Origin of the sequence: Caballeronia zhejiangensis, assembly GCF_000698575.1 — a bacterium.
Lineage (GTDB): Bacteria > Pseudomonadota > Gammaproteobacteria > Burkholderiales > Burkholderiaceae > Caballeronia > Caballeronia zhejiangensis.
The window spans coordinates 54,277-80,953 of sequence record NZ_JFHD01000009.1 but is presented as its reverse complement, the minus strand read 5'-3'; the positions used below and the strand labels follow the sequence as shown (position 1 = coordinate 80,953).

Below are 26,677 nucleotides of genomic sequence, written 5' to 3'. Positions count from 1 at the left end.
CACCGGGAATTTCAGTGCGCTTCTTCCCAGTTGGTGCCGACGCCCACTTCCGCGACGAGCGGCACTTTCAGCTTCGCGACGCCGCACATCAGTTCAGGTAAGCGCTTCCTGACCTCGGGCAGCGCCTCTTCGGGCACTTCGAGCACGAGTTCGTCGTGCACCTGCATGATCATCTTCGCGCCGATGCCCGACGCTTCGAGCCAGTCCTGCACCGCGATCATCGAGAGCTTGATGAGATCGGCGGCGGTGCCCTGCATCGGCGCGTTGATCGCCGCGCGCTCCGCCGCCTGACGGCGCGGCCCGCTGCCGCCATTGATCTCGGGCAGCCACAGACGCCGGCCGAACACAGTTTCGACGAAGCCGTTCGCCTTCGCGATCACGCGCGTATTTTCCATGTACGCGGCAACGCCGGGATAACGCGCGAAATAGCGGTCGATATAAAGCTTCGCCGCATCGCGCGTGATGCCGAGATTCGACGCGAGCCCGAACGAGCTCATGCCATAGATCAGGCCGAAGTTGATGACCTTCGCGATGCGGCGCTGATCGTTGTCGACTTCGAGCGGCGTGACGCCGAACACTTCCGACGCCGTCGCCCGGTGCACGTCTTCGCCTTCCCTGAACGCGCGCATCAGCGATTCGTCGCCGGAAATGTGCGCCATGATGCGCAGCTCGATCTGCGAGTAATCCGCCGATACGATCTTGCAGCCCGGCGATGCGATGAACGCTTCGCGAATGCGCCGCCCTTCGCCCGTTCGCACCGGAATGTTCTGCAAGTTCGGCTCGTTCGACGACAAACGCCCCGTCACCGCGACGGCCTGCGCATAGTTCGTATGCACGCGTCCCGTCGATGCGTTGACCATGCGCGGCAGCTTGTCCGTGTAAGTGGACTTGAGCTTGGACAGCCCGCGATGCTCGAGCAGCACCTTCGGCAGCGGATAGTCTTCGGCGAGCTTCTGCAGCACTTCTTCATCGGTGGAAGGCGCGCCGCTCGGCGTTTTCTTCACGACCGGCAATTGCAGCTTCTCGAAGAAGATCTGGCCGATTTGCTTCGGCGAGCCGAGATTGAACTCGCCGCCCGCGAATTCGTACGCCTGCGCCTGCAAATCGATGAGCCGCTTCGCAATCTCGTTGCTCTGCGCTTCGAGCCGTTCGCGATCGATCAGGACTCCGTTTCGTTCCATCTTGCGCAGCACGCGCGAAGTCGGCATTTCGATGTCGCGATACACGCGCAACAAGCCTTCCTCCTGCGCCACTTGCGGATAGAGCGCCTGATGCAGACGCAACGTGATATCGGCGTCTTCGGCCGCATACGCGGAGGCTTTGTCGAGCGGCACTTCATCGAAGCCGATCTGCGATGCGCCCTTACCCGCGACGTCTTCGTACTTGATCGTCTTCACGCCGAGATGACGCAACGCGAGGTTGTCCATGTCGTGCGGACGATGCGATTCCAGCACGTACGATTGCAGCAGCGTGTCGTGCTCGACGCCGCGCATTTCGATGCCGTAATTGGCGAGCACCTGCTCGTCGTACTTCAGATGCTGGCCGACCTTTTTCTTCGATGCATCTTCGAGCCACGGCTTGAGTTTCGCGAGCACTTCGTCGCGCGGCAGTTGCTCGGGCGCGTCCGGCCCGCGATGCGCGACCGGAATGTACGCCGCATGCCCCGGCTCGACAGAGAACGACATGCCGACGATCTGCGCGGTCATCGGATCGAGCGACGTGGTTTCGCTATCGAACGATGTGAGCTCCGCTTCATTGATGCGCTCGAGCCACGCATCGAACTGCTCCCATGTCTGCACCGTCTCGTAGTGATGCACGATTTCGGTGACTTCGGCGGGCGGCGTATCGGTCGGGCCTTCGACGGCATCGGCGATTTCGACTTCGCGCAGCCACGTCTTGAAGCCGTGACGCAGGAACACGTCGCGCAGTTCGTCGCGCGACTCGGGACGCGATTGAAGCGTCGCATCGATCGATTCGATTTGCGATGTGAGGTCGCACTCCGTGTGCACGGTAACGAGCTTTCGCGCCATCGGCAGGAAGTCCAGAGCCTTGCGCAGATTGTCTCCTACCGCACCCTTGATCTCGTTCGCATGCTCTACGATGCCATCAAGGGTTTCGTATTGCGTGAGCCATTTGATCGCTGTCTTGGGACCGCATTTTTCGACCCCCGGCACGTTGTCGACGGTATCGCCGATGAGCGACAGATAGTCGACGATGCGCTCCGGTGGCACGCCGAACTTCGTGAGCACGCCGGCGCGGTCGAGCGTTTCGTTGGTCATCGTATTGATGAGGGTGACATGATCCGTCACGAGTTGAGCCAGATCCTTGTCGCCCGTCGACACGATCACCTTCATGCCGCGCTTTTCGGCTTCGACCGCGAGCGTGCCGATGACGTCGTCCGCCTCGACGCGCTCGATCATCACGAGCGGCCAGCCGAGCGCGCGCACGGCGACGTGGATCGGCTCGATCTGCTTCGCGAGGTCTTCGGGCATCGAAGGGCGGTTGGCCTTGTAGTCGGCGTACCAGTCGTCGCGGAAAGTCTTGCCTTTGGCATCAAATACGCACGCGCTATACTCTGCATTGATTTCGCGCCGCAAGCGCCGCAGCATGTTGATCATTCCATACAGAGCGCCGGTGGGCCCGCCGTCGGGGCCTCGCAAGTCCGGCATTGCATGGTAGGCCCGGTACAAGTAACTAGAACCGTCGACCAATAGCAGGGTCTTACCTTCAAGACTTAGTTCTTCAGGCATTATGAACAAGAGAAAAGTGATTCCGAGTCTGCGATCGCTCGCAGATCAAGAGCGCGCGACGGCCAAGAAGGCTCGCGCATCGTGGCAGATGTTCACGATTATGGCAGAGTTTATCGAGGCGACCGAGTACCTCTCGGAGATCCGCCCTGCCATCAGCATCTATGGTTCGGCGCGTCTGAAACCGGAGTCGCCGTACTATCAGCTCACGATCGAAATCGCGCAGAAATTCTCCGACGCGGGCTTCGCCGTCATATCCGGCGGCGGGCCGGGCATCATGGAAGCGGCGAATAAAGGCGCGCACGCGGGCAAGTCGCCTTCGGTCGGCTTGAACATCGAGTTGCCGCACGAGCAATCGGGCAATCAGTGGCAGGACATTTCGCTCCGCTTCCGTCACTTCTTCACGCGCAAGGTCACGTTCGTGAAGAACTCGGACGCGGTCGTGGTGATGCCGGGCGGCTTCGGTACGCTGGACGAGCTCGCGGAAGTGCTCACGCTCATCCAGACGAAGAAGTCACGTCACGTTCCGATCGTGCTCGTCGGCGCGGAGTTCTGGGCCGGCCTGCTCGACTGGTTCAAGAACACGTTGCTGACCAACGGCGTCATCAGCGAAAAGGATCTCGACCTGATGCAAGTCATCGACGATCCGGATCAGGTGCTCGAAGCCGTGTTGCGCTTCTATGAAGATCGCGAGGAATCGGTCGAACAGCCGGCTGAGAGCAAGTCGGATGAGGATCGGATGTTCTATCTTTAATCGAGACTCGATGCGAGCGGTTTCATGAACCGCTCGCATCGTCTCACGCAGAAGGCATCATTGAAACGCCACTTCCGCGAAGCTGCGCAACTTCCGCGAATGCAGCTTCGACAACCCATTCTCGCGCAGCAGTTCCATCGCCTTGACGCCGATTTGCAAGTGCTGATCCACCTGCGCGCGATAGAACTGATCCGCCATTCCCGGCAGCTTCAATTCACCGTGCAGCGGCTTATCGGACACGCATAGCAGCGTTCCGTACGGCACGCGGAATCTGAATCCATTGGCCGCAATCGTCGCACTCTCCATATCGAGCGCCACCGCGCGGCTTTGCGACAAACGCCGCACCGGCTCGCGATGATCGCGCAACTCCCAGTTGCGGTTATCGACGCTCGCGACGGTGCCCGTACGCATCACGCGCTTCAGTTCGACGCCTTCGAGCTGCGTCACCTGCGCCACCGCGCGCTCCAGCGCAACCTGCACTTCCGCGAGCGCAGGCACCGGCACCCAAAGCGGCAGATCGTCATCGAGAACGTGATCCTCGCGCACATAGCCGTGCGCCAGCACGTAATCGCCGAGACGCTGCGTATTGCGCAGCCCCGCGCAATGTCCGAGCATGATCCACGCATGTGGACGCAGCACCGCGATGTGATCCGTGATCGTCTTCGCGTTCGACGGCCCCACGCCGATGTTCACCATCGTGATGCCGCTGCCGTCCGCGCGTTTCAGGTGATACGCGGGCATCTGCGGCAGACGCGCGGGCTGCGCGCCTTCCTCCGGCTGCTCGCCGAGATTCGCGTTGTACGTGACGACATCGCCCGGTTCGACGAACGATGAATACGCGCTGCGATACGCGCGCGTTTCCTCGTCGTCGGCGCGCGACATCATCGTGCGGCCGAGCTTCACGAACTCGTCGATATAGAACTGGTAGTTCGTGTACAGCACGTAATTCTGGAAGTGCGTGGGCGACGTGGCCGTGTAATGCCTCAGCCGATGCAGCGAGAAATCGACACGCGCGGCCGTGAAGAGCGCAAGCGGGTGCGGCTCGCCCGGCCCCGGCTCGTACGTGCCGTTGACGATGCGATCGTCGAGCAGCGCGAGGTCGGGCGTATCGAAGATATTGCGCATCGCGAGCAGCCGGTCGCGATCGAGATCGCCTTCGAGATGGATGCCTTCCGCGAACGCGAAGTGAATGGGGATGGGATGCGCCGACACACCGACTTCGAGCCCGACGTGATGGTTCTTCGTCAGCAGTCGCAATTGCTCGCGATAGTAATCGCCGAAAAGATCGGGACGCGTCAGCGTCGTTTCGTAGATGCCCGGCCCCGCCACGAAGCCATATGAGCGCCGCGAATCGATCTGCGAGTTGAGCTCGGTACGCACGCGCACGAACGGATAGCACGCGCGCACGCGATGCGTGAACTGCTCGTTGCGGCGATAGCGCGCGAATGCATCGCGCAGAAATGCGGTATTCGCTTCATAGATCGCCGACAGACGCGCGACCGCCGCAGCGGGATCTTCGAAGGATTCGGTCGGAAAATCGTTGGCAGGCGTGCCCTGCGTGCTTTGAGTCCGGTCGTTTGTCATGATCTTGTGTCTTTCTTCGATGCCCTCGTAATGAATCGACATTAACACGGAAGAATGTGCGGACCATGAAGTCCCTCCTCACGTGAGTGCGTGCGATCACACCTCGCAACACGTTTTTGACGTTCGAAGTCAAATTTCGCGAAAGCGGCGCAAAATAAGGCGTTGGCTGCGCGCGCGCCGCTCAGTCAGCAACCGTTTTGTTAGAATCCGGCCATCGCCTGGAGAACCATCATGAAGCCGCACCTTTGCGCCGCCGCCGCGGCAGTCCTCGCCGCAGCAAGCTTCGGCGCATTCGCGCAGCCGGCGCAGCAAGCCGCCAACGCAGAACCCCAACCGGCGGTGCAGAAAATGTCGCCGGAAGAAGCGGCGGGCCTGCCCGATCTGAAATCCATCAACCGTCCGCCCGCGAACGTCAGCTCGAAAGTCGAGATTTCGCCGCCGCGCACACCGAGCTATCACGAGCTGAGCACCAACGGCACCGAGATCACCGAATTCCGCGACAAGGGCAAGCCCGTCGAAATCGACGTGCGTTCCAATTTCGGCACGCGCTATCAGATGAGCGCGCCCGCCGACACGTCGCCGCAAGTGCGCGACAACGGCAAGGCCAGTACGCGCCTGCCGTCGATCAACCTGCATTACTGATCACTTAAAGATGGCTTCGGACCCGCTCTTTCCGGGCGGGTCGCGGCACCGTGGCTGCATGCCCGGCGCCACCGTTCACCGGCCTCTTCCTGGCCGTCCAACCTGACCGACGTTTCCCGCATGGCCGTCTTCACTCCCGTCACCAACGCCGACCTCGGCGACTGGCTGCAAGACTACGATCTCGGCGATGTCGTCGAATTTCGCGGCATCCAGTCGGGCATCGAGAACAGCAATTTCTTTCTCACGACGACGCACGGCGAGTACGTGCTCACGATCTTCGAGAATCTCACGGCAACGCAACTGCCGTTCTATCTCGATCTGATGCGCCATCTGGCTTCGCATCGCGTGCCGGTGCCCGATCCGATGCCGCGCCGCGACGGCTCGCTCTTCGGCATGCTGCATGGCAAGCCCGCGTCGATCGTGACGAAGCTCGAAGGCGCGCCCGAACTCGCGCCGACGTCCGCGCATTGCATCGAAGTGGGGCAGATGCTCGCACGCATGCATCTCGCGGGGCGCGACTTTGCGCAGCATCAGCCGAATCTGCGCAGCCTTTCATGGTGGCAGCAGAAGGCGCCGTCGATCGCCGAATTTTTAAGCGGCGAGCAGCGGGCATTGTTCGAAGACGAACTCGCGCATCAGGCTGAATTTTTCGGCTCGGCGGATTACGCGTCGCTGCCGGAAGGCCCGTGCCATTGCGACCTGTTCCGCGACAACGTGCTGTTCGCGCACGGCCGCGAGCACGCGCGCCTCGGCGGTTTCTTCGACTTCTACTTCGCGGGCGTCGACAAGTGGCTGTTCGATGTCGCCGTAACGGTCAACGACTGGTGCATCGATCTCGCCACCGGCGTGCTCGATCCCGCGCGCGTCGATGCGATGCTGCGCGCCTATCAGACGGTGCGTCCGTTCACGCCCGCCGAAGAGCGTCACTGGAACGACATGCTGCGCGCCGGCGCGATGCGCTTCTGGGTCTCGCGCCTTTTCGACTTTCATCGCCCGCGCGAAGCGCAAATGCTCAAAGCGCACGATCCCGGCCATTTCGAACGCATTCTGCGCGAACGCGTCAAAGCCGCTTCTCCCGCCAATCGATAACCAGCAACATGCGACTGATCGAAGTTCCGGCCAAGACCGGCTACGTGTGGTTCCGTCAGGGCATCTGGCTGTTCCGCCGCAACCCGTTTGCCTTCCTCACGGTGTTCTTCGCGTATCTGTTCGTGATGACGCTGATCTCCCGTGTGCCGCTCGTCGGCCCGTTGCTGCCGCTGCTGTTCATTCCGGGGGTCGCGGTCGGCTTCATGGCGGCGTGCCGCAACACGATCGCGGGCAAGCCCGTCTGGCCGACCATTCTCGTCGACGGATTCCGCTCGTACGGCAGCGTCGTCGCGCGCAGGCTGCTCGCGCTGGGCGCGCTGTACATCGTCGCGATGATGGTCATCTTCATGGCGTCGGCGCTCGTGGATGGCGGCACGCTGCTCAGCATCATGATGGGCGACGGCCCGAGCGGCGATCCGGAAACGGTTGCCGCGAGCTTCAGTCCGCTCGCGGTGCTCGTCGCGATGGCGTGCTATGTCCCGATCGCGATGCTGTTCTGGTTCGCGCCGATCCTCGTCGCGTGGCACGACGTGCCGCCCGCGAAGGCGCTGTTCTTCAGCCTCGTCTCGTGCTGGCGCAATCGCGGCGCGTTCATTTTTTACGGCGTGCTGTGGATCGTGATCGCGCTCGCGGTCTCGTTCGGCCTGACCACGCTGATGCAGGCGCTCGGCGTGGGACAGGAAATGGCGCTCGCGGTGCTGATGCCGGCATCGATCATCGTCACGACCGCGCTGTATTGCTCGTTTTACGCGACGTATCGCGGCTGTTTCGGCGTGCAGTCCCCCGATTCGCCGGACATTCCCGACGCACCGGGCACGCCCAAGGCTTGACCGGATGCCGCGCTCTTCGAACGGGCGCGGCGATCGTTCGTGCGCGAAGCATTGCACGTACACTAGCGAGATCGGCCATCCCGGCCTTTCGCCGCGCCTCTGTCATGACCTCGTCAAACGCTTTGCCTGAGTTTCCGCTCGAACTCGATCAGCAGCTGTGCTTCGCGCTCTATTCGACTTCGCTCGCGATGACGAAGGCGTACAAGCCGCTGCTGGAGAAGCTCGGGCTGACGTATCCGCAATACTTGGCGATGCTCGTGCTTTGGGAATCCGACGACCTCACGGTCAAGGAAATCGCCGCGCGTCTTTCGCTCGATTCCGCGACGATGACACCGCTTCTCAAGCGTCTCGAAGCGCAGGGCTATGTCGAGCGCGTGCGCGGCGTGGAAGACGAGCGCCAGGTTCACATCCGACTGACCGACGCCGGCGCCGCGCTGAAACAAGCCGCCCGCGCGATTCCCAGTGAAATCTACTGCGCCTCCGGTTCGGACATCGACGCGATGCTGCGTCTGCGCAACGATCTAGTGCGGCTGCGCGCCTCCCTCGGCGAGTACATCGACGACTGATCCGAACCGATAGCAGCACGCTAACGGCCCCATCGTCGAATTTTAATTTGCACACTAATTAATAGCGCGATATATTTACGCCGTGGTGAACGCAACATTGATCTGACAACCGAAACATAAGGAGAGAAACGATGAGCATCCTGTACAAGGCGACGGCAACCAGCACCGGCGGACGCGATGGCCGCGCCATTTCCTCGGACGAGCAATTGAATGTGAAGTTGAGCGCGCCGAAGGAACTGGGCGGAACGGGCGCACCGGGTACGAATCCCGAGCAATTGTTCGCTGCGGGCTATTCCGCCTGCTTTCTCTCAGCGATGAAGTTCGTCGCGGGTCAGCAAAAGCGCGCAGTGCCGGCCGATACAAGCGTCACGGCGGACGTGGGCGTCGGTCACAACGATGCAGGCGGATTCAAGCTCGATATCGAGCTGCGCGTGTCGCTGCCGGGCCTCGACGCGCCCGACGCTCAGGCATTGGTCGATGCAGCACACAAGGTTTGCCCGTACTCGAACGCGACACGCAACAACGTGGATGTGCGCGTGAAGCTCGTCTGAGACGACGCGAGCGGAAACAAAAATGCCGGCCTAAAAGGCCGGCATGTTCCAGAACCGTCGAAGGCAGAGCTTAGTTGGACATCCACGCCGGGTGACGCGCCGTAGCACGCTGATCCAGCTTCTTCATACGATATTCGAGATCGTAGATGTCCGTGGCTTCGGCGAGATAAGCGTCGTCGCGCGCGCGATCGCGTTCATCGGCGGATTTGGTCAGGAACAGGAAAATACGGCTGAGCAGGAACATGGTGGGCCTCGCTTGAATACTGGGGTTACTACCTATGAAGCGGATTATAGGGTAATCCCTGATCCAACGCCAGCCCTAATCGCTAGAACGCTGATACTAAAGACTAAATTGCAACACCTGCAACACGGCGCGCCCGGCGTCAGGCGACGTACGCATCGCGCGCGGCCTCGCTCGGACGCCGCTGGTGCTTGAAAAACTCCCACATCACCGCTGAAGAATCCGGTCCTTTGGACGAGTGGAAAGCGACGGTATCGTCGCCGCCGGCCCATGAATGGCCCAGGCCGCGCACGATCGACGTCTTCACCACGCGTCGGCCGTTCTTGAAATAGTCCGTCACGACACCATCCGGATGCGCTTCCTCGCGCGCCTCGCCCGCGCGGCGATTGCCTGCGGCGTCGATGAAGCCGTTCAGCCGCAGAAACTGCTTGGCGAGCTGCTCCGCGTTCGCGGCCGCGACCACCGAATCCAGTTCTCCGTGCACGATGATCGCCGGCATGCCCGGATAATCGCGAACGTCGACAGCCGCGTCGATGAGCGTGACGGGATCGCTGCGCGCGCCGCGGCGCATGACGTCCATCGCGCCGATGGCCGAACGCGCCTCGCCGAACACCACGCCCGAGTGCAGGCCGACGGCCGCGAACACGTGCGGATAACGCACGGCGAGCAGCGCCGCGAGTCCCGCACCGGCGGACATGCCCGCGAGATAGACGCGCTCCGGATCCAGATCGTGCTGCTCGACCATCGCGTTCACCAGCGAGACGACGGACGCAGCTTCGCCACCGCCGGCGCTACCGGAATCGTCATACCAGCGCCAACAGCGATGCGCGTGATCGTGCTTCGATTGCTCCGGATACAGCACCGCGAATCCGTATCGATCGGCAAGCAGATTGATGCGCGTGCCTTGCGCGAATTCGTCGGCGTTCTGCTTGCAACCGTGCAGCATGACCACGAGCGGAACCGGCTCGGACCCGGCTTTCGGCGGCAGATAGAGCGCGTACGACATGTGATTGACGAAGCGGCCGCTCGTCGGCGGGGCCGAATGATACGAGCGCGCCCACTTCCCGCGCGCCCACGCCGACGCGCGCGGACGCACACGCGATTCGCGCGGCACGGGACGCGCGCTGGCGCGGGGCGCTGTTGCCGCCTTCGCAGACGCCCCCGATTTCAGTTTCGACTTGACGGTTTTCGCGCGCGCGGGCTTGGCCGCCGCACGGGGCTTGGGTGTGCGGATCGCTTCGACTTGGCCGGCGACCAGGCGTCTCAAGCCGCGCAACCAGAGCTTGGTAAGGCTTTTGGACATTTCGGCTGGGTCCTCCACTTCATGCAATGGGATGGCGCGACGAAAACGCGCGCCGTGTTGTGCATTGCACAATAACATTAAAACGGCTGGATAACCTGCCTTGAGCGCACAGATCTCGGGATGAATTAACAGCAAATCGCGAAGATACCCGAAATTAGACGATAGTTACGCGATGTAACCGTCAACTCGCTTTAAGCAATGTCGGATAATTCAGTATGTTCCCAAGCGTTATACTGGAGCGAATTTGCGGCAGCGTGTCGAAGCGCCAGCCGCCGGCAGAACGGCCCCCTCGCCGCTGCCGCACTGCAGCAACCCTTATTCCCACAAAACCAATGACCGTAGACCTACCCGTTTCCGCCTGGATCTCCGTGACCGCGCTCGGCAGCGTCGGCGTGATGGGGCCGGTGGCCCTCATCGTCGCCGCATGGCTCGCCGTCGGCTATCGATGGAAATATTCTGTCGCGTGGCTCGCACTGCTCGGCGCGGCGAGCGGCCTCGTCGCGTTGAGCAAGATCGCGTTTATCGGCTGGGGTATCGGCGTGCGCCATCTCGACTTCACCGGCGTCAGCGGACATGCGCTGATGTCCACAGCGGTGCTGCCCGTCGCGATTTTCGTCGCGCTGTTGCCCGCGCGCGGCGCGTGGCGCGCCATCGGCGTCGCGCTCGGTCTGTTGCTGGGCGTATGGGTGGGCGTGTCGCGCGTCGTGCTCGACGCGCATTCGGTATCGGAAGTGGTCGCTGGTTGCGCGCTCGGCGCGGTCGTCGCGCTCGCGTTCGTGTGGTTCGCGTGGCGCGCCGAGTCCGGCAGGCTCGCGCCGGCGCCCGTCGCCGCGAGTCTCGCGGCGGTCGTCGTGGCGCTGCACGGCGTGCCCGTGCCGACGCAGCAATGGATCACGGAAATCGCGCTCGGGCTGTCGGGCCATGAGCGTCCGTATGTGCGGGCAAGCTGGAAGTCGAAGAAATTTCGCGCGCCGGAACGCCGCACTGAACTGCCGCAGGACGACCGCGCGGCCGCCTGACGCGGCCGCTGCGTTCACTGCATGATGCCTTAATCGTTCACGCCGATAATCACGCTCGACGCCTTGATCACCGCAACGGCCTTCTGACCTTGCGTCAGGCCGAGCGTGTCCGCGCTCTGGTTCGTGATGATCGCGGTGATGGTCGTGCCGCCGTCGAGCGACAGCGAAACCTCCGCGTTCACCGCGCCCTTCGTCAGACTGGCAACCGTGCCACGCAACTGGTTGCGCGCCGACAGCTTTGCGCCGGTGTCTTCCATCAGCATGACCCACGACGCCTTGATAAGCGCGAACGCATCGCTGCCTTCCTTCAGGCCCAGCGCCTGCGTGCTCTCGTGCGTGACGACCGCGACGATCGTCTGCCCGCCGGGCAAGCCGAGTTCGATTTCGTCGTTCACCGCTCCACGCGTGACCTTCGTCACCTTGCCGGCCAGTTGGTTGCGTGCGCTTGTTTTCATTCCCAATCTTCCGATCAGTTCCCAATCGTGGGCGAAGCCTTCGATGGCCGCGCCCGCCCGTTCCAGAAATTTCCGATGCTCGCGTTCGATCGCGTGATACGTGTCGATGAGACGCAACGCTGATGGCGTGAGCGTTGTGCCGCCGCCGCCCTTGCCGCCCGCCGCGCTGGTCACGAGCGGTTCGCCGGCAAGGTTGTTCATGGTGTCGACGGCGTCCCACGCGCCCTTGTAGCTCATGCCCACGGCCTTCGCCGCGGCGGTGATCGATCCCGTGTCGCGGATCGCGGCCAGAAGCGCAATGCGCGCCGCGCCCCCGAGCGTCTCCGTGCCGCTGCGCAGCCATACGGAGCCACCGAGTTCCAGCGGATCGCGCACCTTCGACGGTGCTGTTTTACTCATCTCTAGCCTCTGTGATCGTGCTGAAACAATGGGACGGATTATATCGATGCCTTCACACGCGGACGGTGCATCGAACGCAGCAGCCGCTCGCCTTCGCGCGCGTCCTTGCGCGCCGACGCCGCACCCCAGGCCCGCGCGAAACCGCGCTGATAATCGGTGGCTTCGGGGAGCGCCGCGAGCCGATCGGCGGCGACGGCTGCATCGTTTGCTTCGCCGAGCACCGTCTGCAATTCGCCGAGCAGCTTCGCCGTGTCGGTACGCGTTCTCCGCGACGTCACCGAGCGGAAGAATTCGAGCGCATATCGCAGGCGCTTGGCATGGATGCGGACGCGATGCCGCTCATGCGCTTCGAGCGACGCGAGATCGGGCGCGCGCGCGATACGCCGGTAGTCCTTGCGGATGCGTTTTTCGGCAAAGCTGACAAAGCGCATCGGCGACTCGTCTTCCTGCGATGAGAACCGCGCGAGCCATTCGACGAACGCGAGCATCAGGCGTGCATGGCGCTTCGACGCCAGCGCGTCGTGCACGTTGTCGCGCGCGACGCGGCGCTTCACGTCCGCAGCGGCGATGACCGGTTGCCAGCGCGCGGCGTCGTCGTCCGATTCGGCGTAGGCAGGCAGCGTCCTGTCGGTGAAGACGTCCCAGTCGCGTGCATCGGCGAGCAGGTCGCCGAACCACTTCAGATCGGGCGCGATGCGCGCATTCCACGTGTCGTCGATATCGTCGCGAAAGAGCTTCAGCAGCGTCTTCAGCCGACGCTGCGCGACGCGCAACTGATGCACGTGCTCGTCGCCCAGACCCGCGCGCGACGCGGCCGCGTTGCCGAACCACTGCCCCGCCACCGACGCCGCGATGGCGACGAACGCTTCGCGGCGCGTCGCCGTGCGCGGCAGGTCGAGTTTCGCGGCATGCACAGGTTCCGCTTGCGATGCGTGCTCGTCGTCCGGCGCGATGAACAACGGCGCGGCGTCGATCACCTCGCCCGCGAGCCCGAAGACGGCGTCCAGCGCGCCGTTCAGCGCGGGCGCCGCGAGCCGCAAGATCGGCGGTTCCCCTTCCGAAGTTTCGAGCGACGCGAGAATGTCCGCGCCGCCGGCATCGACGCGCCGTTCGATGCGTTCGATCTCGCGCCCGGCTTCCGAGTCCGCCGCCATATCCCGATGCGCGTTCGCGAGCGGCTCGGCGAGCGCGTCGTCGGCATGCGCGAATTCGATCAGCGACGCCGCCAGATCCTCACCCGCAGGCCGCGCGAAAGTCCGATAGCGCGTGAAGCCGGGCATCGGCACGCTCTCTTTTTGCACGGCGCACAGCGTGCGCGCGCCCTCGAGCGTTTCGATCGACAACCGCCATCGCGGCGTTTTCAGCGGAATCTCGCGCGTCGTGAAGCGCGTCCGGACGGGTTCCGCGCCCGCGAATGCGGCCACGCGATGCAGCGCGTCCTCGGCTCCATCGTCCGATCGATGCGCGTGCAGCGTCACCTCGATCCACATCGTCATGAAGTCTCCCCGGGCGATCTGACGCCGCCCGTCAATTCATACGAAATGGCTGCCGTTTCCCGATTCATGAAATCGACACACGCGCCGGGAAACATGCCCATTTGAGCTTCTGAAACGCTTCTCGTCTGCTTTTTCACCTTTCCGATACGACCTCGCGCAGGACCAGCCCCAAGGACGCGTTCATGAACCAGATTGCCTTTCCTCAATCCCAGACGGGCCGCACGCTCGGACAACGCCTCGCGCTACTGCTCTTTCTGCTTGCCATCGGCGCGGGCGCGGTGTACTGCGTCCTGCATCTGCTCGAAGATCTCGCGCCGGTGCGCGAATCGTCGGCGTTTCCATACATTCTGCTCGGCGTCGCGCTCCTGATTGCGCTCGGCTTCGAATTCGTCAACGGTTTTCATGACACGGCGAATGCTGTCGCCACTGTAATTTACACGCACTCGTTGACGCCAAACTTAGCGGTAGTCTGGTCGGGAGCATGGAATTTCATCGGCGTGTTGATTTCGAGCGGCGCGGTCGCGTTCGGCATCCTGCAATTGCTGCCGGTGGAACTGATCATCGGCGTCGGCAGTTCGCAGGGCTTCGCGATGGTCTTCGCGCTCCTCATCGCGGCGATCATCTGGAATCTCGGCACCTGGGCGCTCGGCCTGCCGTCGTCGAGTTCGCATACGCTGATCGGCTCGGTGATCGGCGTCGGCCTCATGAACCAGATGTTGCACGGCACGAACGGCACGTCGGGCGTCGACTGGAGCCAGGCGATGTCCGTCGGCAAGTCGCTGCTGTTTTCGCCGCTCGTCGGCTTCATCCTCGCGGGTTTTCTGCTTTACGTGCTGAAGCTCGTCGTGCGCGTGCCCGCGCTCTACAAAGAGCCGGAGAAGAACACGCCGCCGCCGTTCTGGATCCGCTGTCTGCTGATCCTGACATGCACGGGCGTGTCGTTCGCGCACGGCTCGAACGATGGCCAGAAAGGCATGGGCCTCATCATGCTGATCCTGATCGGCACCGTGCCGACCGCCTACGCGCTGAACAAGGCCGTGACGGCGAGCGAAACGCAGACGTTCGTCGCGGTGAGCCGCAGCGCATCGGACGTATTGCAGCGCTACAGCAACGGCGCTCCGCCCGCCGCCGACGCGCGCGCCCAGGTCGAGAAATACGTGCAGACGAAGACGCTCGCGCCGGACACGATCGCGTCGCTGAAGCGCGTCGTCGACTCGATCGAAGCGCAGATCCGCCCGAGCCAAACGATGGCCGAAGTGCCGCAGGGCAACGTCCGCAACGTGCGCAACGAGATGTACATCGCGTCGGAGGCGCTGCGCATCATGGAGAAGCAGAAAGCGCCCGCCTTTTCCAAGGACGACGACGCCGTGCTCGGCAACTACAAGAAGCAGCTCGACCACGCGACGAAGTTCATCCCGACGTGGGTGAAGGTCGCCGTCGCCGTCGCGCTCGGATTGGGCACGATGGTCGGGTGGAAGCGGATCGTCGTGACGGTCGGCGAGCGCATCGGCAAGACGCATCTGACGTACGGACAAGGCGCGTCGGCGGAACTCGTTGCGATGCTGACCATCGGCGCCGCCGATGTCTACGGCTTGCCCGTCAGCACGACGCACGTGCTGTCGTCGGGCGTCGCGGGCACGATGGCCGCGAACGGCTCCGGCCTGCAATGGCGCACCGTGCGCAGCCTCGCGCTCGCGTGGATCCTGACGCTGCCGGTTTCGATCGCGCTCGCGGGCCTGCTGTTCTGGGCGTTCCGCGGCCTATTCTGAGCGGATCGCTTGCGTAAAAAGCGGCGCGCGAAGGCTTTCGCGCGCCGTGCAAGTTTTGCCCGCCCCGCCTCGTTTCGCCTCTCCTTTTCGACATTCGTCTGCGCTGGCGCACGTTCGCTCACTGCCCGCAATGCCTGATGCCGCGGGCTTTCGTCGCTACTGGCACGGCCATTGCTCGTATGCAGTCGTCGATCGCAAGACTGATCGTGCCGGCGGCCACGAACCGCCGCTCCTTCGGCGCATGACTGTCGATGACAGTTGGGAGGCTGCGCCGGACGCCGATCCGTCACGCGATCATTTGAATAAGGAGAAGTCGAAATGACGATCGGAACCATACTGCTGATCATCCTGATCCTGCTCTTGATCGGCGCCATTCCTTCCTGGCCGCACAGCCGCAGTTGGGGCTACGGGCCGAGCGGGATCGTCGGCGTCGTGCTGATCGTAGTGATCGTTCTGTTGCTGATGGGTCGGTTGTGACATCGCGCGGCTGCTGTTGGCCGCGCAAGAAAAAAGGGGCGCTCCCGGCGGGACGCCCCTTTTTGTCGATTGCGGCCGCGGTCTAGACGCGCATCACCTGGCCGTTCGGCTCGATCTTGCGCGGGATGACCGGCTCGCTCTGCTTCGGCGACGATGCCTTCGAACGCGGCGTGACCGGCGCCTGTTCGATAGCGGCTTTATCGGCGACCTGCTTCACGGACGTGGCGCTCTTGTGCTTCTTTTTGGCTGCCGTCTGCGGCGCCGCGTGCGTCTTGCTCTTGCCCTTGACGGACTGTGCTTCGGGAGGATTCCAGACTTCCGTGTAGCGCTCGGCCGCAAAAAGCGACGACGAGCCGATCAGAAGAACGACGATCAGGAATACGCGCTTCAAGTGATTCGCTCCAACGGTTAGTGGCCCGCTCTGCGCGAGAGGATGGCGTCGAGCGTCTGCTCGGATGTTTCCAGCTCGAGCAACGCGGCGTCGAGACGCTCGATCGAGCGCGCGACGGAGCGCCCGTCCCGCTCGAAATCCGGCTCGCCGCGCGTGGCGTCGAACGCCGCGTTGACCGCGCGCGTCGCGCGCATGAAACGTTCGAGCGCAGCGGCTTCGAGCGGATCGTTGCGTGGGTTCATCGGCGAGCTCCTGTTGCGGACAAGCTGTACGAATATACAGTAAGCCGACGCCGTGGCAAACAGGCGGCGCGCGTCGTGGCGAAAATGCCGAAGCGCCTCTTGACCGGCGCATGCATCGGGCTTCGGCGGCTCGCAGCGGCGTTTTGCCGCGCATCGATGCGGCGTCGCGCGCGATTAAGTCCCTCTTAATTCTGCGCCGACACACTCGTCTCGCGATCCGGCTCCGTTGCCGCCGTCCGCACCGGACGGCCGAGCCATCACCGTGAGGAACGTGCCATGCCAGCCAACACCGCCGCGCGCCGCAGCTTCGCCAATCTCGCTCCGACGATGCGCAAACAATACGCGCTCACCCTGCGCGAATGCCGTCTTTCCCTGCCGGTCGAGCCGCCGTGGGGCGCGCCTTACCGAATGGTCGAATGGGCGTCGAAGACCGACCAGCGCGTGCAGCGACGCGTCTTTCCCGCCGACTGCACGCCGTCGCAAATCGCCGATGCGCTCAAATCCCACGTACCGGGCCGCCGCTACGGCCCGACCGACGACGAAGACTGATCCGGCGCTTCGAGTCAAAAAGCGCATGGCGGGCTTGCATTAATCCGAATGTGGACTAATATTATTGCAAAGTTCCTTTGGAGACTTAACGACATGCCCAACGCCGCACGCGCCGAACATGCGTCGGCCGGCCGTCCGGTGCCGCGTCCGGCGCTGGATTCGGGTGATCTATCCGCTGCCGGTCTACGCGCCTTCTTCAATATCGCCCGCGACTGGGCGCTATCCGCCGAGGAGCAGATCACGCTGCTCGGCTCGCCGGGGCGCTCCACCTATTTCAAATGGAAGCAGGACCCCGAATCCGCCCGCCTCGCTCGCGACACGCTCGAGCGCCTTTCGCTGATTCTCGGCATCTACAAGGCGCTGCAAATCCTTCTCCCCGATCCGAAAGCCGCCGATACCTGGATCCGCCGCCCCAATGCCGCGCCGCCGTTCGGCGGGCGTCCGGCGCTCGATCGGCTGCTGGCGGGCAATATCAGCGATCTCGTCGCCGTGCGCCAATATCTCGACGCGATGCGGGGCGGCTGGGCGTGATGGGAATTGCATTCAGCAAGGACACACCGAACTGGCGCGAACAGTGGCCGCACAGTCTGCTCGACTGGTCGCCGGCGTATCGCGTGATTCCCACGCGCTTTCCTGCCGTCAATCTCTTCGATCGCGTGGCGTCGCCGCAGGATTTCGAAGCGCTCTACGCACTGGAGGCGATGACCAACGACCGCCTGCGCACCGAAATCGGCGAACTCGATCTCGTGCCCGCGGAAGAGCGCTGTTTCGGGCCGGGCTGCGGGCCGATCATGGCGGCGTTCACGCATCTGAATCCGAACGGCAGCCGTTTCTCGGACGGCAGCTACGGCGTGTTTTACTGCGGCCGCGAGCGGCAGACGGCGATCGCGGAAACGCGCTATCACTCCGGGCTTTTTCTCGCCGCGACGAACGAAGCGCCGACGCGCCAGCAGATGCGTCTCTACACAGTGCGCGCGCACGGCGATGTCGTCGATCTGCGCGGCGACGCGATCGCGCGAACGGGCCTCGATCCGCGCATCCTCGCGCCGGACGACTACGGCCCGGGCAAGGCGCTCGGACGCGCGGTGCGGGCGGCCGGTGCGCCGGGGATCGTGTATCCCTCGGTGCGCGATCCGCAGGGCGAATGCCTCGCCGCCCTGCGCACGACGATGCTGCGCGACTGCCGGCACGCGGCGTATCTCGAATACAACTGGAACGGCGAGGCGATCGACTACGTGTTCGAGCTGAATCAGGTCGGCTGAACGGGCAAACGTTTCACCTTCCCGAGCCGATCGCCACAGCCGTTTCGGTGCGCGTGCGCGAGAGCTTCTTCGACGCCGGGCGCGCCGCCTTTCTCGCCGCTTTCTTGCCGACCTGCTCGAGCGCCTGCGACGCCGCGTTCTTGCCGCTCGATTTCAGCGCACCCGCGCGCGCCTTGCGGCTCGATTCGCCGAGCAGCCGGGTCAGGCGCGCGTCGCTTGGCGTCGCGCCTTTGCGGTTCTTGCGCGCCGCCTCGCGCGTGCGGCGTTTCGCTTCCTTTTCGAGGAAGATCGCGAGCGCGGCTTCATCGGTCTTGAGACCGTGACGGCGCGACGCGGGCATCGATTCGGCGAGCTCGCCGGCTTCGAACGCCTCGATCACGGCCGGATGCACATAGCATTTGCGGCACACGGCGGGCGTATTGCGCAGCAGTTGCGCGACTTCCTTCACCGTGCCGACGACATGCTTGCGCGCCTCGGTCACCGTCTCCCATTTCAGCTTTCTCAGCGCCGCGAGCGCGAACACGCTGCCCGCCCACGTCCGGTAATCCTTCGCCGTGAAATCCGCGCCGGTGATCTCGCGCAGATATTCGTTGATGTCGGATGAAGAAACCGAATGGCGCTCGCCGTCCTCATCGAGATACTGGAAGAGATCCTGCCCCGGCAGATCCATGCAGCGCTTGACGATGCGCGCGACCCGCGCGTCGCTCACGGCCACATCGTGCTCGATGCCGCTCTTGCCGCGAAACTTGAACCGCAACGTTCCCGCCGACACTTTCAGATGCCGCTTTCTCAACGTCGTCAGGCCGTACGAGCGGTTTTCGCGCGCGTATTCCTCGCTGCCGACGCGGATCAGCGTCGTATCGAGCAGACGCACCACGGTCGCGAGCACCTTGTCGCGCGGCATGCCGTCGAGCGCCAGATCGCGCGTAACCCGCGAGCGCAGTTTCGGCAGCACCGCGGAAAACGCGAGCATGCGTTCGTACTTGTTCGCGTCGCGCGTTTCGCGCCATTGCGGGTGATAGCGATATTGCTTGCGACCGCGCGCATCGCGTCCGGTCGCCTGGAGATGGCCGCGCGAGTCGGGGCAAATCCACACATCGGTGTAAGCGGGCGGAATCGCGAGCGCGTTGATGCGGCGAATCTCGGCTTCGTCGTCGATGCGCTTGCCCTGCGTGTTGAAGTACGCGAACGCGCCGTCGATCCATTCGCGCGTATAGCCGCGCCGCGAATCGTCCACGTAGCGCAGGCCGGGCGGCAAATCATCCGGGCAGCCCTGCACGTCGGCCGTCAGGCGGTCGCCGGCGCCGCCGCCTGTCTCGTTGTTCGTTCCGATTTTCGCCACCGCGCGCCTCGCCTGATTGGTCTTCTATCGATGGCGAAGATTCGAGCAACGTGCGTGCCGCGTTGCACCGGAGTCACGGCAGCGCGAGTTCGCGCGCGCCTTCGGACGACGCCCAGCGCTCTTTTACGGACCAGCGCTCGTCGGTGCCGGCCTGCACGATCGTGAGCCGGCCTTCGGGCGCGAACGCGCACGTATCGATGTAAATCTGCGAGCCGATCTGCTTCACCGCGCGCGTCGGCGTATGGCCGCAGTAAGTGGGCGACAGGCCGAATTGCAGCCCGGGGTCCGCGTGACCGAGCGCAAGGCTGCGGCCCCAAAGTATCTGCCCGCGGACGTCTTCGTGATAGTCGCCGGCATCGAGTTCGGCGTCGTTGCCGAAGAACTCCGCGTGCAGCACGTTGAAGCGCCGCTCGCCCTCGCCGACGATCCGCACGAGCGGCAGCGTCGAGAGCCGCGCGGCGAGCGCGGCAAGCTGATCGTCGGGCACGGTTTCAGCCCACGCGCCGCCGATCGCGTACCACGATTGACGGCGCATCGCGCCGGTCGCGACCGCGATCAGCGCATCCTCGTGATTGCCGAGCACGGGATAAAACCACGGCTTGTCGATGAGATCGATGGCCGCGAGCGAATCCGTGCCGCGATCGACCAGATCGCCGACGGAGAACAGCCTGTCCCGCGCGCCGTCGAAACCGATTTCGTGCAGAAGATAACGCAGCGCATCGACGCAGCCGTGCAGATCCCCGACCACGAAATCGCGGCCGAGATCATTGGCGGGATGCCTGCAGACGATAGGATAGGTAGGACCATTCATGCGCCGATGATAGCGCTCGTCAATGACGCCGTGTGCGGGGTGGATCGCTTTTGCAAGCAATACGCAAGCCGCGCGCACACTCGTTACAGCGGCGTTACCGGGGCGCGTCCGGTCGACGTAAAAAGTGCTGTTCCCGACCTTTTTGCAACGCAGTTATTGCCCGATGACGCGAAGCCGCGCGACGGCTTTCGCATCGATCGACGCGCGTGGATCGCCGAATTGACGCGTCACGAAGTTGCTCAGAACGGCGATCTGCTCGTCGGTGAATTGCGCGTCGAATGCGGGCATCAGCGCGTGCGCATCGCGGGTCTTGCGATTCACGCCGCGCAGGATCACGAGAACGAGATTGCTCGCCGCCGCCGCGCCGCCATCACGCGCGAGCGGCGGAAACGGCTTGCTGCCCTCGCCTGTCGCGCCGTGGCAACTGGCGCACGCGGCGGCGTAAAGACGCGCGCCTTCCGAATCGATCGATGTCGTGTCCGCCCTCGCCGGGTCGCTCACGCGCGCGTCTTTCGCCGCGACGGGCGGCACGGCGCGCAGATACACGATCATCGAACGCAGATCCGCGGGCGTCAGATGCTGCGTGCCAGTCGCGACGACTTCGGCCATCGGTCCGAGCGCATGGGCACGGCCGGGCGCGGCGCCCGTCGACAGAAAGCGCAGCAGTTCGTCGTCGCGCCACGCGCCGATGCCCGCGACGCGATCCGGCGTCAGATTGCCCGCCTGCCATCCCGCGACCGTCGCCCCGGCAAGCCGCTTGCTTCCCATCAGCCCGCCGATGCCGTTGCGCGGCGTGTGGCACTCGCCGCAATGCCCGAGCCCTTCGACGAGATACGCGCCGCGATTCCACTCCGCGCTCTTCGACGGATCGGGCACGAAGCGCCGCGGCGAAAACTCGAGAAGATTCCACAGCGCCATGAGCCAGCGCTGATCGAACGGAAACGCGAGCGTGTTGCGCGGCGTCGCGGACCGCACGGGCGGCACGGTCGCGAGATAGGCGCGCATCGCGAGCAGATCGGCGTCGGAAAGCAGCGTGTACGACGTGTACGGAAACGCGGGATAAAGCCGCTCGCCGTTCCTGCCGATGCCCTCGCGCATCGCGCGGATGAACTGCGCGTCGGTCCATGCGCCGATGCCCGTTTCGCGATCGCTCGTGATGTTCGGCGCGAACACGTCGCCGAACGGCGTCGGGATCGGCCTGCCGCCCGCGAACGGCCGCGCGGATTCCGAGCGGGCGGTATGGCAGCTCATGCAGCCGCCCGCGCGCACGAGGTATTCGCCTTGCTGGACTCTGGTTTGCGCTTGGGCGGCGCCGGACGCGCACGCCAGCAGAACGATCAGGCACGCGAGCCGCGCCTTCATCGCAGGGACGCCTCGATCGTGCCGGCGAGCCGCAGCGACAACGCCGCGATCGTCAGCGTGCAGTTGACGGAGCCGCCCGCGGGCATCACCGCGCTCCCGGCGATGAACAGGTTCGGATGATCGTGCGCGCGGCATTCGTCATCGACCACGGAATCGTTCGGATCGCGGCCCATGATCGCCGTGCCCATGATGTGGCTGCTCGCGCCGAGCGAATCGTCGTGCTCGATTTCCGTGCCCTCGAAAATCCCGGCGATGCGCGCGAACTGCGCGTGCGTGTCGGCGGCGCTCTTGCGCACGTAATCGTCGATCGAATACGCGATTTCCGGGCGCGGCAAGCCGAGCGCGTCCTTTTGCGCCGACAGCATCACGCGATTTTCGCTCGACGGCAGTTGCTCGTGAAAGCTGCCGAACGTGAGCCTGCGCGCGCATTGCTCGCGAATCTGCCGGTCGAGCTCGCCGCCGGTCAGCCCTTTATCCAGCAGATTCCGGGTGACGGCGAGCGTCGGCGCCGCGTTCGACAGATGCAGCTTCTTCGCCGCCTGCTGCGCGCGAAACGGCCCGTCGCGGAAATCGACGATCGACGACATCTCCACTGGCCCGCGTCCCGGCCACAGCGCCTCGTTGGCGAGAAAGCTGACGCTCGCGGCGGGATGATCCATCAGATTGCGCCCGACCTGATCCGAGCCGTTGCCGATGCCCTTCGGAAACCGCGCGGACGTCGACATCAGAAGCAGCTTGGGCGTCTCGATGCCGTTCGCCGCGATGACGAAGCGCCTGCCGGTCACGCGCGTCGAGAGGCCGTTCGGGTCCTTGCAATGGATCGCGACGATCTCGGCGCGATCGTTCGCCTCGATGCGATACGCGACCGCCTGCGCGACGAGCGCCGCGCCCGCGCGTTCGGCCTTGTCGGCGTGCGACGCTGCGTGATACAGCGCGCCGATCGGACAAATCGGCATGCAATTGTTGTTGCCGCAGCACGCGGGGCGCGCGTCGTACGGACGGCTGTTGCGCGCCATCGGCTCGGGCACCACGCGATACGACTGCGCGCCGAGCAACTCGGCGACGCGCCGGTCCATCCACGAGAGCGGCAGCGCGTCCATCGGATAAGGTGTCGAGCGCGGCGAGCCGAGATCGATGTCCGGTCCCGCGACGCCCAGATCGGCTTCGGCCTGCCCGTACCACGGTTCGAGCGTCTCGTAGGGAAACGGCCAGTCGCGCCCGACGCCGTACAGCGTTTTCACGCGAAAGTCAGAAGGCAAAAGGCGCCACGCCGCGCCGGCCCAATGCCACGTCGTCCCGCCGACGAGCCGCAGATATTGCGGCTGATAGGGCGTCGCGCCGCGATCGACGAGATAGGCGCCGGGATTCATCGGCTCGGGGCGCGGCGCGTGACGCACGAGCGGATACGGCGCGCAGAGATCGCGCTTGTCGGCGGCGCGGCGAAAGTTCTCGACGATCTGCCAGCGCGCAAGACGCGGCCCGGCTTCGAGCAGAATCACCGACGCGCCCGCTTTCGCCAGCCGGTACGCGACGAGACTGCCCGCCACGCCCGAGCCGACGACCACGACGTCCGCCGAAGTGGAACCCGCCATGCGCGTGCCCTTGTCTTGAATGGCGATGCGCGGCGCTCAGGGCTTCTTCGCCCAGTCGGCCGGCTCGCCGCGGCAGTATGAGGGAACCGTGAGCATGTCGCCGACGGGATCGAACATCAGTGCGCGTTCGTACGCAACGACTTCGACATGCGGCGGCTCGCCGACGACGCCGAGATACCACGCGCGCATCACGCTGCCGACCGTCTTCGCAAGCTCGGGACGCGTGGCTTCGAGCGCGGCGGTGATGATGTCGGTGGGCGTGCCGCCGTGCGTCGCGATCCACTTGTCGAGCGCGGCGATCTTCGCGGCGAAGTCCGCATCGTGCCGGACGAGCGCCGCGTGCACGCGTTCGGCGAGAAGCGGATCGAAGTGCGTGCGGCCGGTGAGTTTCATCGACACGGCGAGAAACGCGCCGATTCCGCTCGCGGGCGGTTCCTGAGCGCGCGCCGGCACGAGCAGCGCACACGCGCCCGCCATGATTCCCCTTCGCATCGCAAACGACGTCATCTCTGGCACTCAGCTTGTTGAAAGGCGATCGGGCAATAATCGCAGCGTCGGGCGATGCCTGCCTCACATGCGGACAAAACGAAATGAAGCCGATCTTCCCGCCCGTACTGCGCAACCGGCCGCGCGCGCTGATCGGCCTGGCTGTTGGTTGCGTCGCCGCCGCTTTGGTTCCGGCGCACGTGCGGCCGACGGCGCGCGCGCTGATCGGCTGGGACTCGGCCGTGTGGCTCTACCTCGCGCTCATCTGGGTGAAGATGGCGTCCGCGCGCCAGAGCGACGTGCAGGAACTCGCCGAGCGCGAAGACGAAAACGCCGCGACCGTGCTGATGGTCGTGAGCGTCGCGGCGATTGCGAGCATCGTGGCGATCGTCGTCGAGCTGTCGACCGCGAAGCACATGGGCGCCGGCGCGGTGCTGCATTACGTGCTCACCGGCGCGACGATGCTCGGCGCATGGTTCCTGATCCCGACGATGTTCACGCTCCACTACGCGCGGCACTACTATCAGTCGCCGGACAACGATACCGCGCTGAGATTTCCCGACCGTCATCTGAAGCCGGGTTACTGGGACTTCCTCTACTTCTCCTTCACGATCGCGGTCGCGTCGCAGACCGCCGATATCGCGCTTGCATCGACGTCGGCGCGCCGCACGGCGCTCGCGCAATCGGTGCTGTCGTTCTTCTTCAATCTCGCGGTGCTCGGGCTTTCGATCAACATCGCCGCGAGCATGGTCGGCGGCTGAAACGACGCTGTCACGCGCGCGCCATAAGCTCGACGAACGGCTCATCGAACGCGCCGTGTAAAAACGCGGCGCGCGCCGCAGTCAGTTTTACACGCGGCACGTTCGTGCCTTTCTTGCTCTGCGGGACGTGGGCGCCGGCGGTCTCGTCGTGCCATAGGCGGAAATGAACGTGCCGCAGCGCACACACGCCCCCGCCCGGTGGCACAGCGATTGCTGCATTGCGCCAGCCCAATCAGAAGAAACCCGGATCAGCACTCGCTCGCGCGGCCTCGCGCTCGTGCGTTCCGCATGCACAGGAGAGCCCATTTTGCCTTTGAACGTTCTGCTGGTCGCCTCCGAAGCCGTCCCGCTCGCCAAGACCGGCGGACTCGGCGATATGGTCAGCGCCTATGCTGCCGCGCTGCGCGAAGCCGGCGTCGATGCCACCATCCTGCTTCCCGCCTATCCGAACGCCATTGCCCAAGCAGAAGGCCTGAGCAAGATCGGCACGCTCACCGGCCTGCCGGGCGGCAACGCGGCGCTGCTGCGCGGCCGCATGCCCGATACCGGCGTGCCGGTTCTGCTGCTGCGCTGCGACACGCTCTACGCGCGCGACGGGCTTTATCAGGACGAACAGGGCCGCGACTATCAGGACAACGCGCTTCGCTTCGCGACGCTTTCCGCCGCCGCGGTGCGGATCGCGCGAGGCGTGCGCGGCGTGAAGAAGCCGGACATCGTTCATGCACACGACTGGCACACGGGCCTGACGCCGCTTCTGATGAAGCACGCGGACGTGCACGCAAAGAGCGTATTCACGATCCACAATCTCGCATTCCAGGGCAACTACGCGCTCTCGCTTGGTGCGTCGCTCGGCGTGCCGGAAAAGTGGCTCGTGCATGCGTTGAGCGACCCGAAGAGCATCGAGTTCTATGGCGCATTGAGTCTGATGAAAGCGGGCATCGTCCACGCCGATCGCGTAACGACCGTCTCCGAAACTTACGCGCGCGAAATTCTCACGCCGCGCTTCGGTCATCTGATGGAAGGCGTGCTGCAAAGCTGCGCCGACAAGCTGTCGGGCGTCGTGAACGGCATCGACGAAGAAACGTGGAATCCCGCCGCCGATCCGCTCATCGAACGCACCTATTCCTTCGACGATATGCGCGGCAAGCACGCGTGCAAGCGCGCGCTGCAACGCATGTTCGGTTTGCCCGTCGATCCGTTCGCGCCGCTGATGGCGATCGGCAGCCGCATGACCGGTCAGAAACTCGCCGATGTCGTGCTCGATGCGCTGCCGCGTCTGCTCGCGCGACATCCGCGTCTGCAGCTCGCCGTGATCGGCAAGGGCGAGGCGCATATCGAAGCCGGTTTCAGGAAGCTCGCGCAGGAATGGCCGGATCGCGTGGGCGTGCATATCGGATACGACGAACGGCGCGCCCATGCCCTGCACGCGGGCGCGGACATCCTTCTGCACGGCAGCCGCTTCGAGCCGTGCGGCCTCACGCAGATGTATGCGATGCGCTACGGCACGCTGCCGGTCGCATCGCGCGTGGGCGGCCTCGCCGACACGATCGTCGATGCGGCGCAAAACGAACTGCACGGCATGCGCGACGTGCTCCGTCCATCGGCGTGGCTGCGCGACGGCACGCATGATCTGCCTGTCGCGCCGGTCCCCGCGCCGCGCTCCTCGCACGCGCCTACCGGCTTTCTCTTCGATGGCGAACGCGCGGACGATATCGTCTACGCCGCGAGCCGCGCGCTCGACGCCTACATGCGTCCGCAAGTGTGGCGCGCGTTGCAGCGCAACGCGATGTCCTGCGATTTCGGATGGAACGAAGCCGTGACGACGATGGTCGCACTGTACGTCGGCCTGAGCGGCGCGCGTCCGAGCCGCACCGCATTGCGTGCGCGCCGCGTGGCCGATGTCATGCCGACGCCCGCACCGGCACAGGACGCGCATTCGATGGCGCGCACCGCGTGA

At 64.5% G+C, this 26,677-nt stretch carries 27 protein-coding genes; 14 read left to right on the top strand and 13 right to left on the bottom strand.

From position 1 onward, the window contains the following. Positions 1–11: 11 nt before the first annotated feature. Positions 12–2,750 (bottom strand): DNA polymerase I, encoded by a 2,739-nt coding sequence (gene polA / locus BG60_RS14385; RefSeq protein ID WP_008353976.1) that lies wholly within the window; start codon positions 2,748–2,750, stop codon positions 12–14. 1 nt (position 2,751) lies between these two features. Between polA and BG60_RS14380 the strand changes: the two genes are divergently transcribed. Continuing rightward, on the top strand, positions 2,752–3,501 hold the full coding sequence (locus BG60_RS14380) for an LOG family protein (protein ID WP_008353977.1): 750 nt from the start codon (positions 2,752–2,754) through the stop codon (positions 3,499–3,501). Positions 3,502–3,558: 57 nt separating this feature from the next. Here the strand turns inward: BG60_RS14380 and BG60_RS14375 are convergent, their stop codons facing one another. Then, the gene (locus tag BG60_RS14375; RefSeq protein ID WP_008353978.1) at positions 3,559–5,085 is read right to left on the bottom strand and encodes an AMP nucleosidase; all 1,527 of its coding nucleotides are present in this window, start codon (positions 5,083–5,085) and stop codon (positions 3,559–3,561) included. 231 nt (positions 5,086–5,316) lie between these two features. Between BG60_RS14375 and BG60_RS14370 the strand changes: the two genes are divergently transcribed. From BG60_RS14370 to BG60_RS14350, 5 genes are all read left to right on the top strand, one after another. Further along, positions 5,317–5,727 carry a hypothetical protein gene (locus BG60_RS14370; RefSeq protein WP_008353979.1) on the top strand — a complete coding sequence of 137 codons (411 nt, stop codon included), beginning with the start codon at positions 5,317–5,319 and terminating at the stop codon, positions 5,725–5,727. A 120-nt stretch (positions 5,728–5,847) separates the two neighbouring features. Continuing rightward, on the top strand, positions 5,848–6,816 hold the full coding sequence (locus BG60_RS14365; protein ID WP_008353980.1) for a homoserine kinase: 969 nt from the start codon (positions 5,848–5,850) through the stop codon (positions 6,814–6,816). 8 nt (positions 6,817–6,824) lie between these two features. Next, positions 6,825–7,646 carry a BPSS1780 family membrane protein gene (locus tag BG60_RS14360; RefSeq protein WP_008353981.1) on the top strand — a complete coding sequence of 274 codons (822 nt, stop codon included), beginning with the start codon at positions 6,825–6,827 and terminating at the stop codon, positions 7,644–7,646. Positions 7,647–7,750: 104 nt separating this feature from the next. After that, positions 7,751–8,212 (top strand): MarR family winged helix-turn-helix transcriptional regulator, encoded by a 462-nt coding sequence (locus tag BG60_RS14355; RefSeq protein WP_033536081.1) that lies wholly within the window; start codon positions 7,751–7,753, stop codon positions 8,210–8,212. Positions 8,213–8,343: 131 nt separating this feature from the next. Further along, on the top strand, positions 8,344–8,763 hold the full coding sequence (locus BG60_RS14350) for an organic hydroperoxide resistance protein (RefSeq protein ID WP_008353984.1): 420 nt from the start codon (positions 8,344–8,346) through the stop codon (positions 8,761–8,763). Positions 8,764–8,833: 70 nt separating this feature from the next. Here BG60_RS14350 and BG60_RS36875 read toward each other — a convergent pair whose 3' ends face one another. Both BG60_RS36875 and BG60_RS14345 read right to left on the bottom strand, forming a co-directional pair. Continuing rightward, entirely contained in the window at positions 8,834–9,007 is a 174-nt protein-coding gene (locus BG60_RS36875) for a DUF3563 family protein (RefSeq protein ID WP_008353986.1), read from the bottom strand. Between the two features lie 139 nt (positions 9,008–9,146). Further along, complete coding sequence (locus BG60_RS14345) at positions 9,147–10,307, bottom strand: extracellular catalytic domain type 1 short-chain-length polyhydroxyalkanoate depolymerase (RefSeq protein ID WP_008353987.1); 1,161 nt, start codon at positions 10,305–10,307, stop codon at positions 9,147–9,149. A 332-nt stretch (positions 10,308–10,639) separates the two neighbouring features. Between BG60_RS14345 and BG60_RS14340 the strand changes: the two genes are divergently transcribed. Further along, positions 10,640–11,326, top strand: a complete 687-nt coding sequence (locus tag BG60_RS14340; protein ID WP_033536080.1) for a phosphatase PAP2 family protein — start codon at positions 10,640–10,642, stop codon at positions 11,324–11,326. A gap of 29 nt (positions 11,327–11,355) precedes the next feature. Here BG60_RS14340 and BG60_RS14335 read toward each other — a convergent pair whose 3' ends face one another. Together BG60_RS14335 and BG60_RS14330 are read right to left on the bottom strand one after the other, a co-directional pair. Next, positions 11,356–12,180, bottom strand: a complete 825-nt coding sequence (locus BG60_RS14335; protein WP_034471893.1) for a TOBE domain-containing protein — start codon at positions 12,178–12,180, stop codon at positions 11,356–11,358. A gap of 38 nt (positions 12,181–12,218) precedes the next feature. After that, positions 12,219–13,676, bottom strand: a complete 1,458-nt coding sequence (locus tag BG60_RS14330; protein WP_008353990.1) for a CHAD domain-containing protein — start codon at positions 13,674–13,676, stop codon at positions 12,219–12,221. Positions 13,677–13,858: 182 nt separating this feature from the next. Between BG60_RS14330 and BG60_RS14325 the strand changes: the two genes are divergently transcribed. Next, on the top strand, positions 13,859–15,445 hold the full coding sequence (locus BG60_RS14325) for an inorganic phosphate transporter (RefSeq protein WP_008353991.1): 1,587 nt from the start codon (positions 13,859–13,861) through the stop codon (positions 15,443–15,445). 318 nt (positions 15,446–15,763) lie between these two features. Then, positions 15,764–15,922, top strand: a complete 159-nt coding sequence (locus BG60_RS36870) for a DUF3309 family protein (protein WP_008353994.1) — start codon at positions 15,764–15,766, stop codon at positions 15,920–15,922. An 82-nt stretch (positions 15,923–16,004) separates the two neighbouring features. Here the strand turns inward: BG60_RS36870 and BG60_RS14310 are convergent, their stop codons facing one another. Both BG60_RS14310 and BG60_RS14305 read right to left on the bottom strand, forming a co-directional pair. Next, positions 16,005–16,313, bottom strand: a complete 309-nt coding sequence (locus BG60_RS14310; protein WP_008353995.1) for a hypothetical protein — start codon at positions 16,311–16,313, stop codon at positions 16,005–16,007. Positions 16,314–16,330: 17 nt separating this feature from the next. Then, positions 16,331–16,555 carry a hypothetical protein gene (locus BG60_RS14305; RefSeq protein WP_008353996.1) on the bottom strand — a complete coding sequence of 75 codons (225 nt, stop codon included), beginning with the start codon at positions 16,553–16,555 and terminating at the stop codon, positions 16,331–16,333. A 276-nt stretch (positions 16,556–16,831) separates the two neighbouring features. Here BG60_RS14305 and BG60_RS14300 point away from each other — a divergent pair, with 276 nt between their 5' ends. The 3 genes from BG60_RS14300 (at position 16,832) to BG60_RS14290 (ending at position 18,366) form a co-directional block, all read left to right on the top strand. Next, entirely contained in the window at positions 16,832–17,104 is a 273-nt protein-coding gene (locus BG60_RS14300; RefSeq protein WP_008353997.1) for a DUF2866 domain-containing protein, read from the top strand. A gap of 93 nt (positions 17,105–17,197) precedes the next feature. After that, complete coding sequence (locus BG60_RS14295) at positions 17,198–17,635, top strand: MbcA/ParS/Xre antitoxin family protein (RefSeq protein ID WP_008353999.1); 438 nt, start codon at positions 17,198–17,200, stop codon at positions 17,633–17,635. Next, on the top strand, positions 17,635–18,366 hold the full coding sequence (locus BG60_RS14290; protein WP_008354001.1) for an RES family NAD+ phosphorylase: 732 nt from the start codon (positions 17,635–17,637) through the stop codon (positions 18,364–18,366). Before BG60_RS14295 ends, BG60_RS14290 begins: the two co-directional genes overlap by 1 nt. A 13-nt stretch (positions 18,367–18,379) precedes the next feature. On the opposite strand, the gene BG60_RS14285 is transcribed toward BG60_RS14290, so the two are convergent. From BG60_RS14285 to BG60_RS14265, 5 genes are all read right to left on the bottom strand, one after another. Beyond that, positions 18,380–19,708: a DNA topoisomerase IB gene (locus BG60_RS14285; RefSeq protein WP_008354002.1), complete on the bottom strand. Its 1,329-nt coding sequence runs from the start codon at positions 19,706–19,708 to the stop codon at positions 18,380–18,382. A gap of 73 nt (positions 19,709–19,781) precedes the next feature. Then, positions 19,782–20,519 (bottom strand): metallophosphoesterase, encoded by a 738-nt coding sequence (locus tag BG60_RS14280; RefSeq protein ID WP_081851854.1) that lies wholly within the window; start codon positions 20,517–20,519, stop codon positions 19,782–19,784. A 153-nt stretch (positions 20,520–20,672) separates the two neighbouring features. After that, entirely contained in the window at positions 20,673–21,881 is a 1,209-nt protein-coding gene (locus tag BG60_RS14275) for a cytochrome c (RefSeq protein WP_008354004.1), read from the bottom strand. Then, on the bottom strand, positions 21,878–23,473 hold the full coding sequence (locus BG60_RS14270) for a GMC family oxidoreductase (RefSeq protein WP_008354005.1): 1,596 nt from the start codon (positions 23,471–23,473) through the stop codon (positions 21,878–21,880). Before BG60_RS14270 ends, BG60_RS14275 begins: the two co-directional genes overlap by 4 nt. A gap of 36 nt (positions 23,474–23,509) precedes the next feature. Beyond that, positions 23,510–23,965, bottom strand: a complete 456-nt coding sequence (locus tag BG60_RS14265) for a sorbitol dehydrogenase family protein (RefSeq protein ID WP_235366202.1) — start codon at positions 23,963–23,965, stop codon at positions 23,510–23,512. A 98-nt stretch (positions 23,966–24,063) separates the two neighbouring features. Between BG60_RS14265 and BG60_RS14260 the strand changes: the two genes are divergently transcribed. Continuing rightward, positions 24,064–24,720 (top strand): DUF1345 domain-containing protein, encoded by a 657-nt coding sequence (locus BG60_RS14260; protein WP_008354009.1) that lies wholly within the window; start codon positions 24,064–24,066, stop codon positions 24,718–24,720. Between the two features lie 307 nt (positions 24,721–25,027). Beyond that, positions 25,028–26,677 (top strand): glycogen synthase GlgA, encoded by a 1,650-nt coding sequence (gene glgA, locus BG60_RS14255; RefSeq protein ID WP_033536079.1) that lies wholly within the window; start codon positions 25,028–25,030, stop codon positions 26,675–26,677.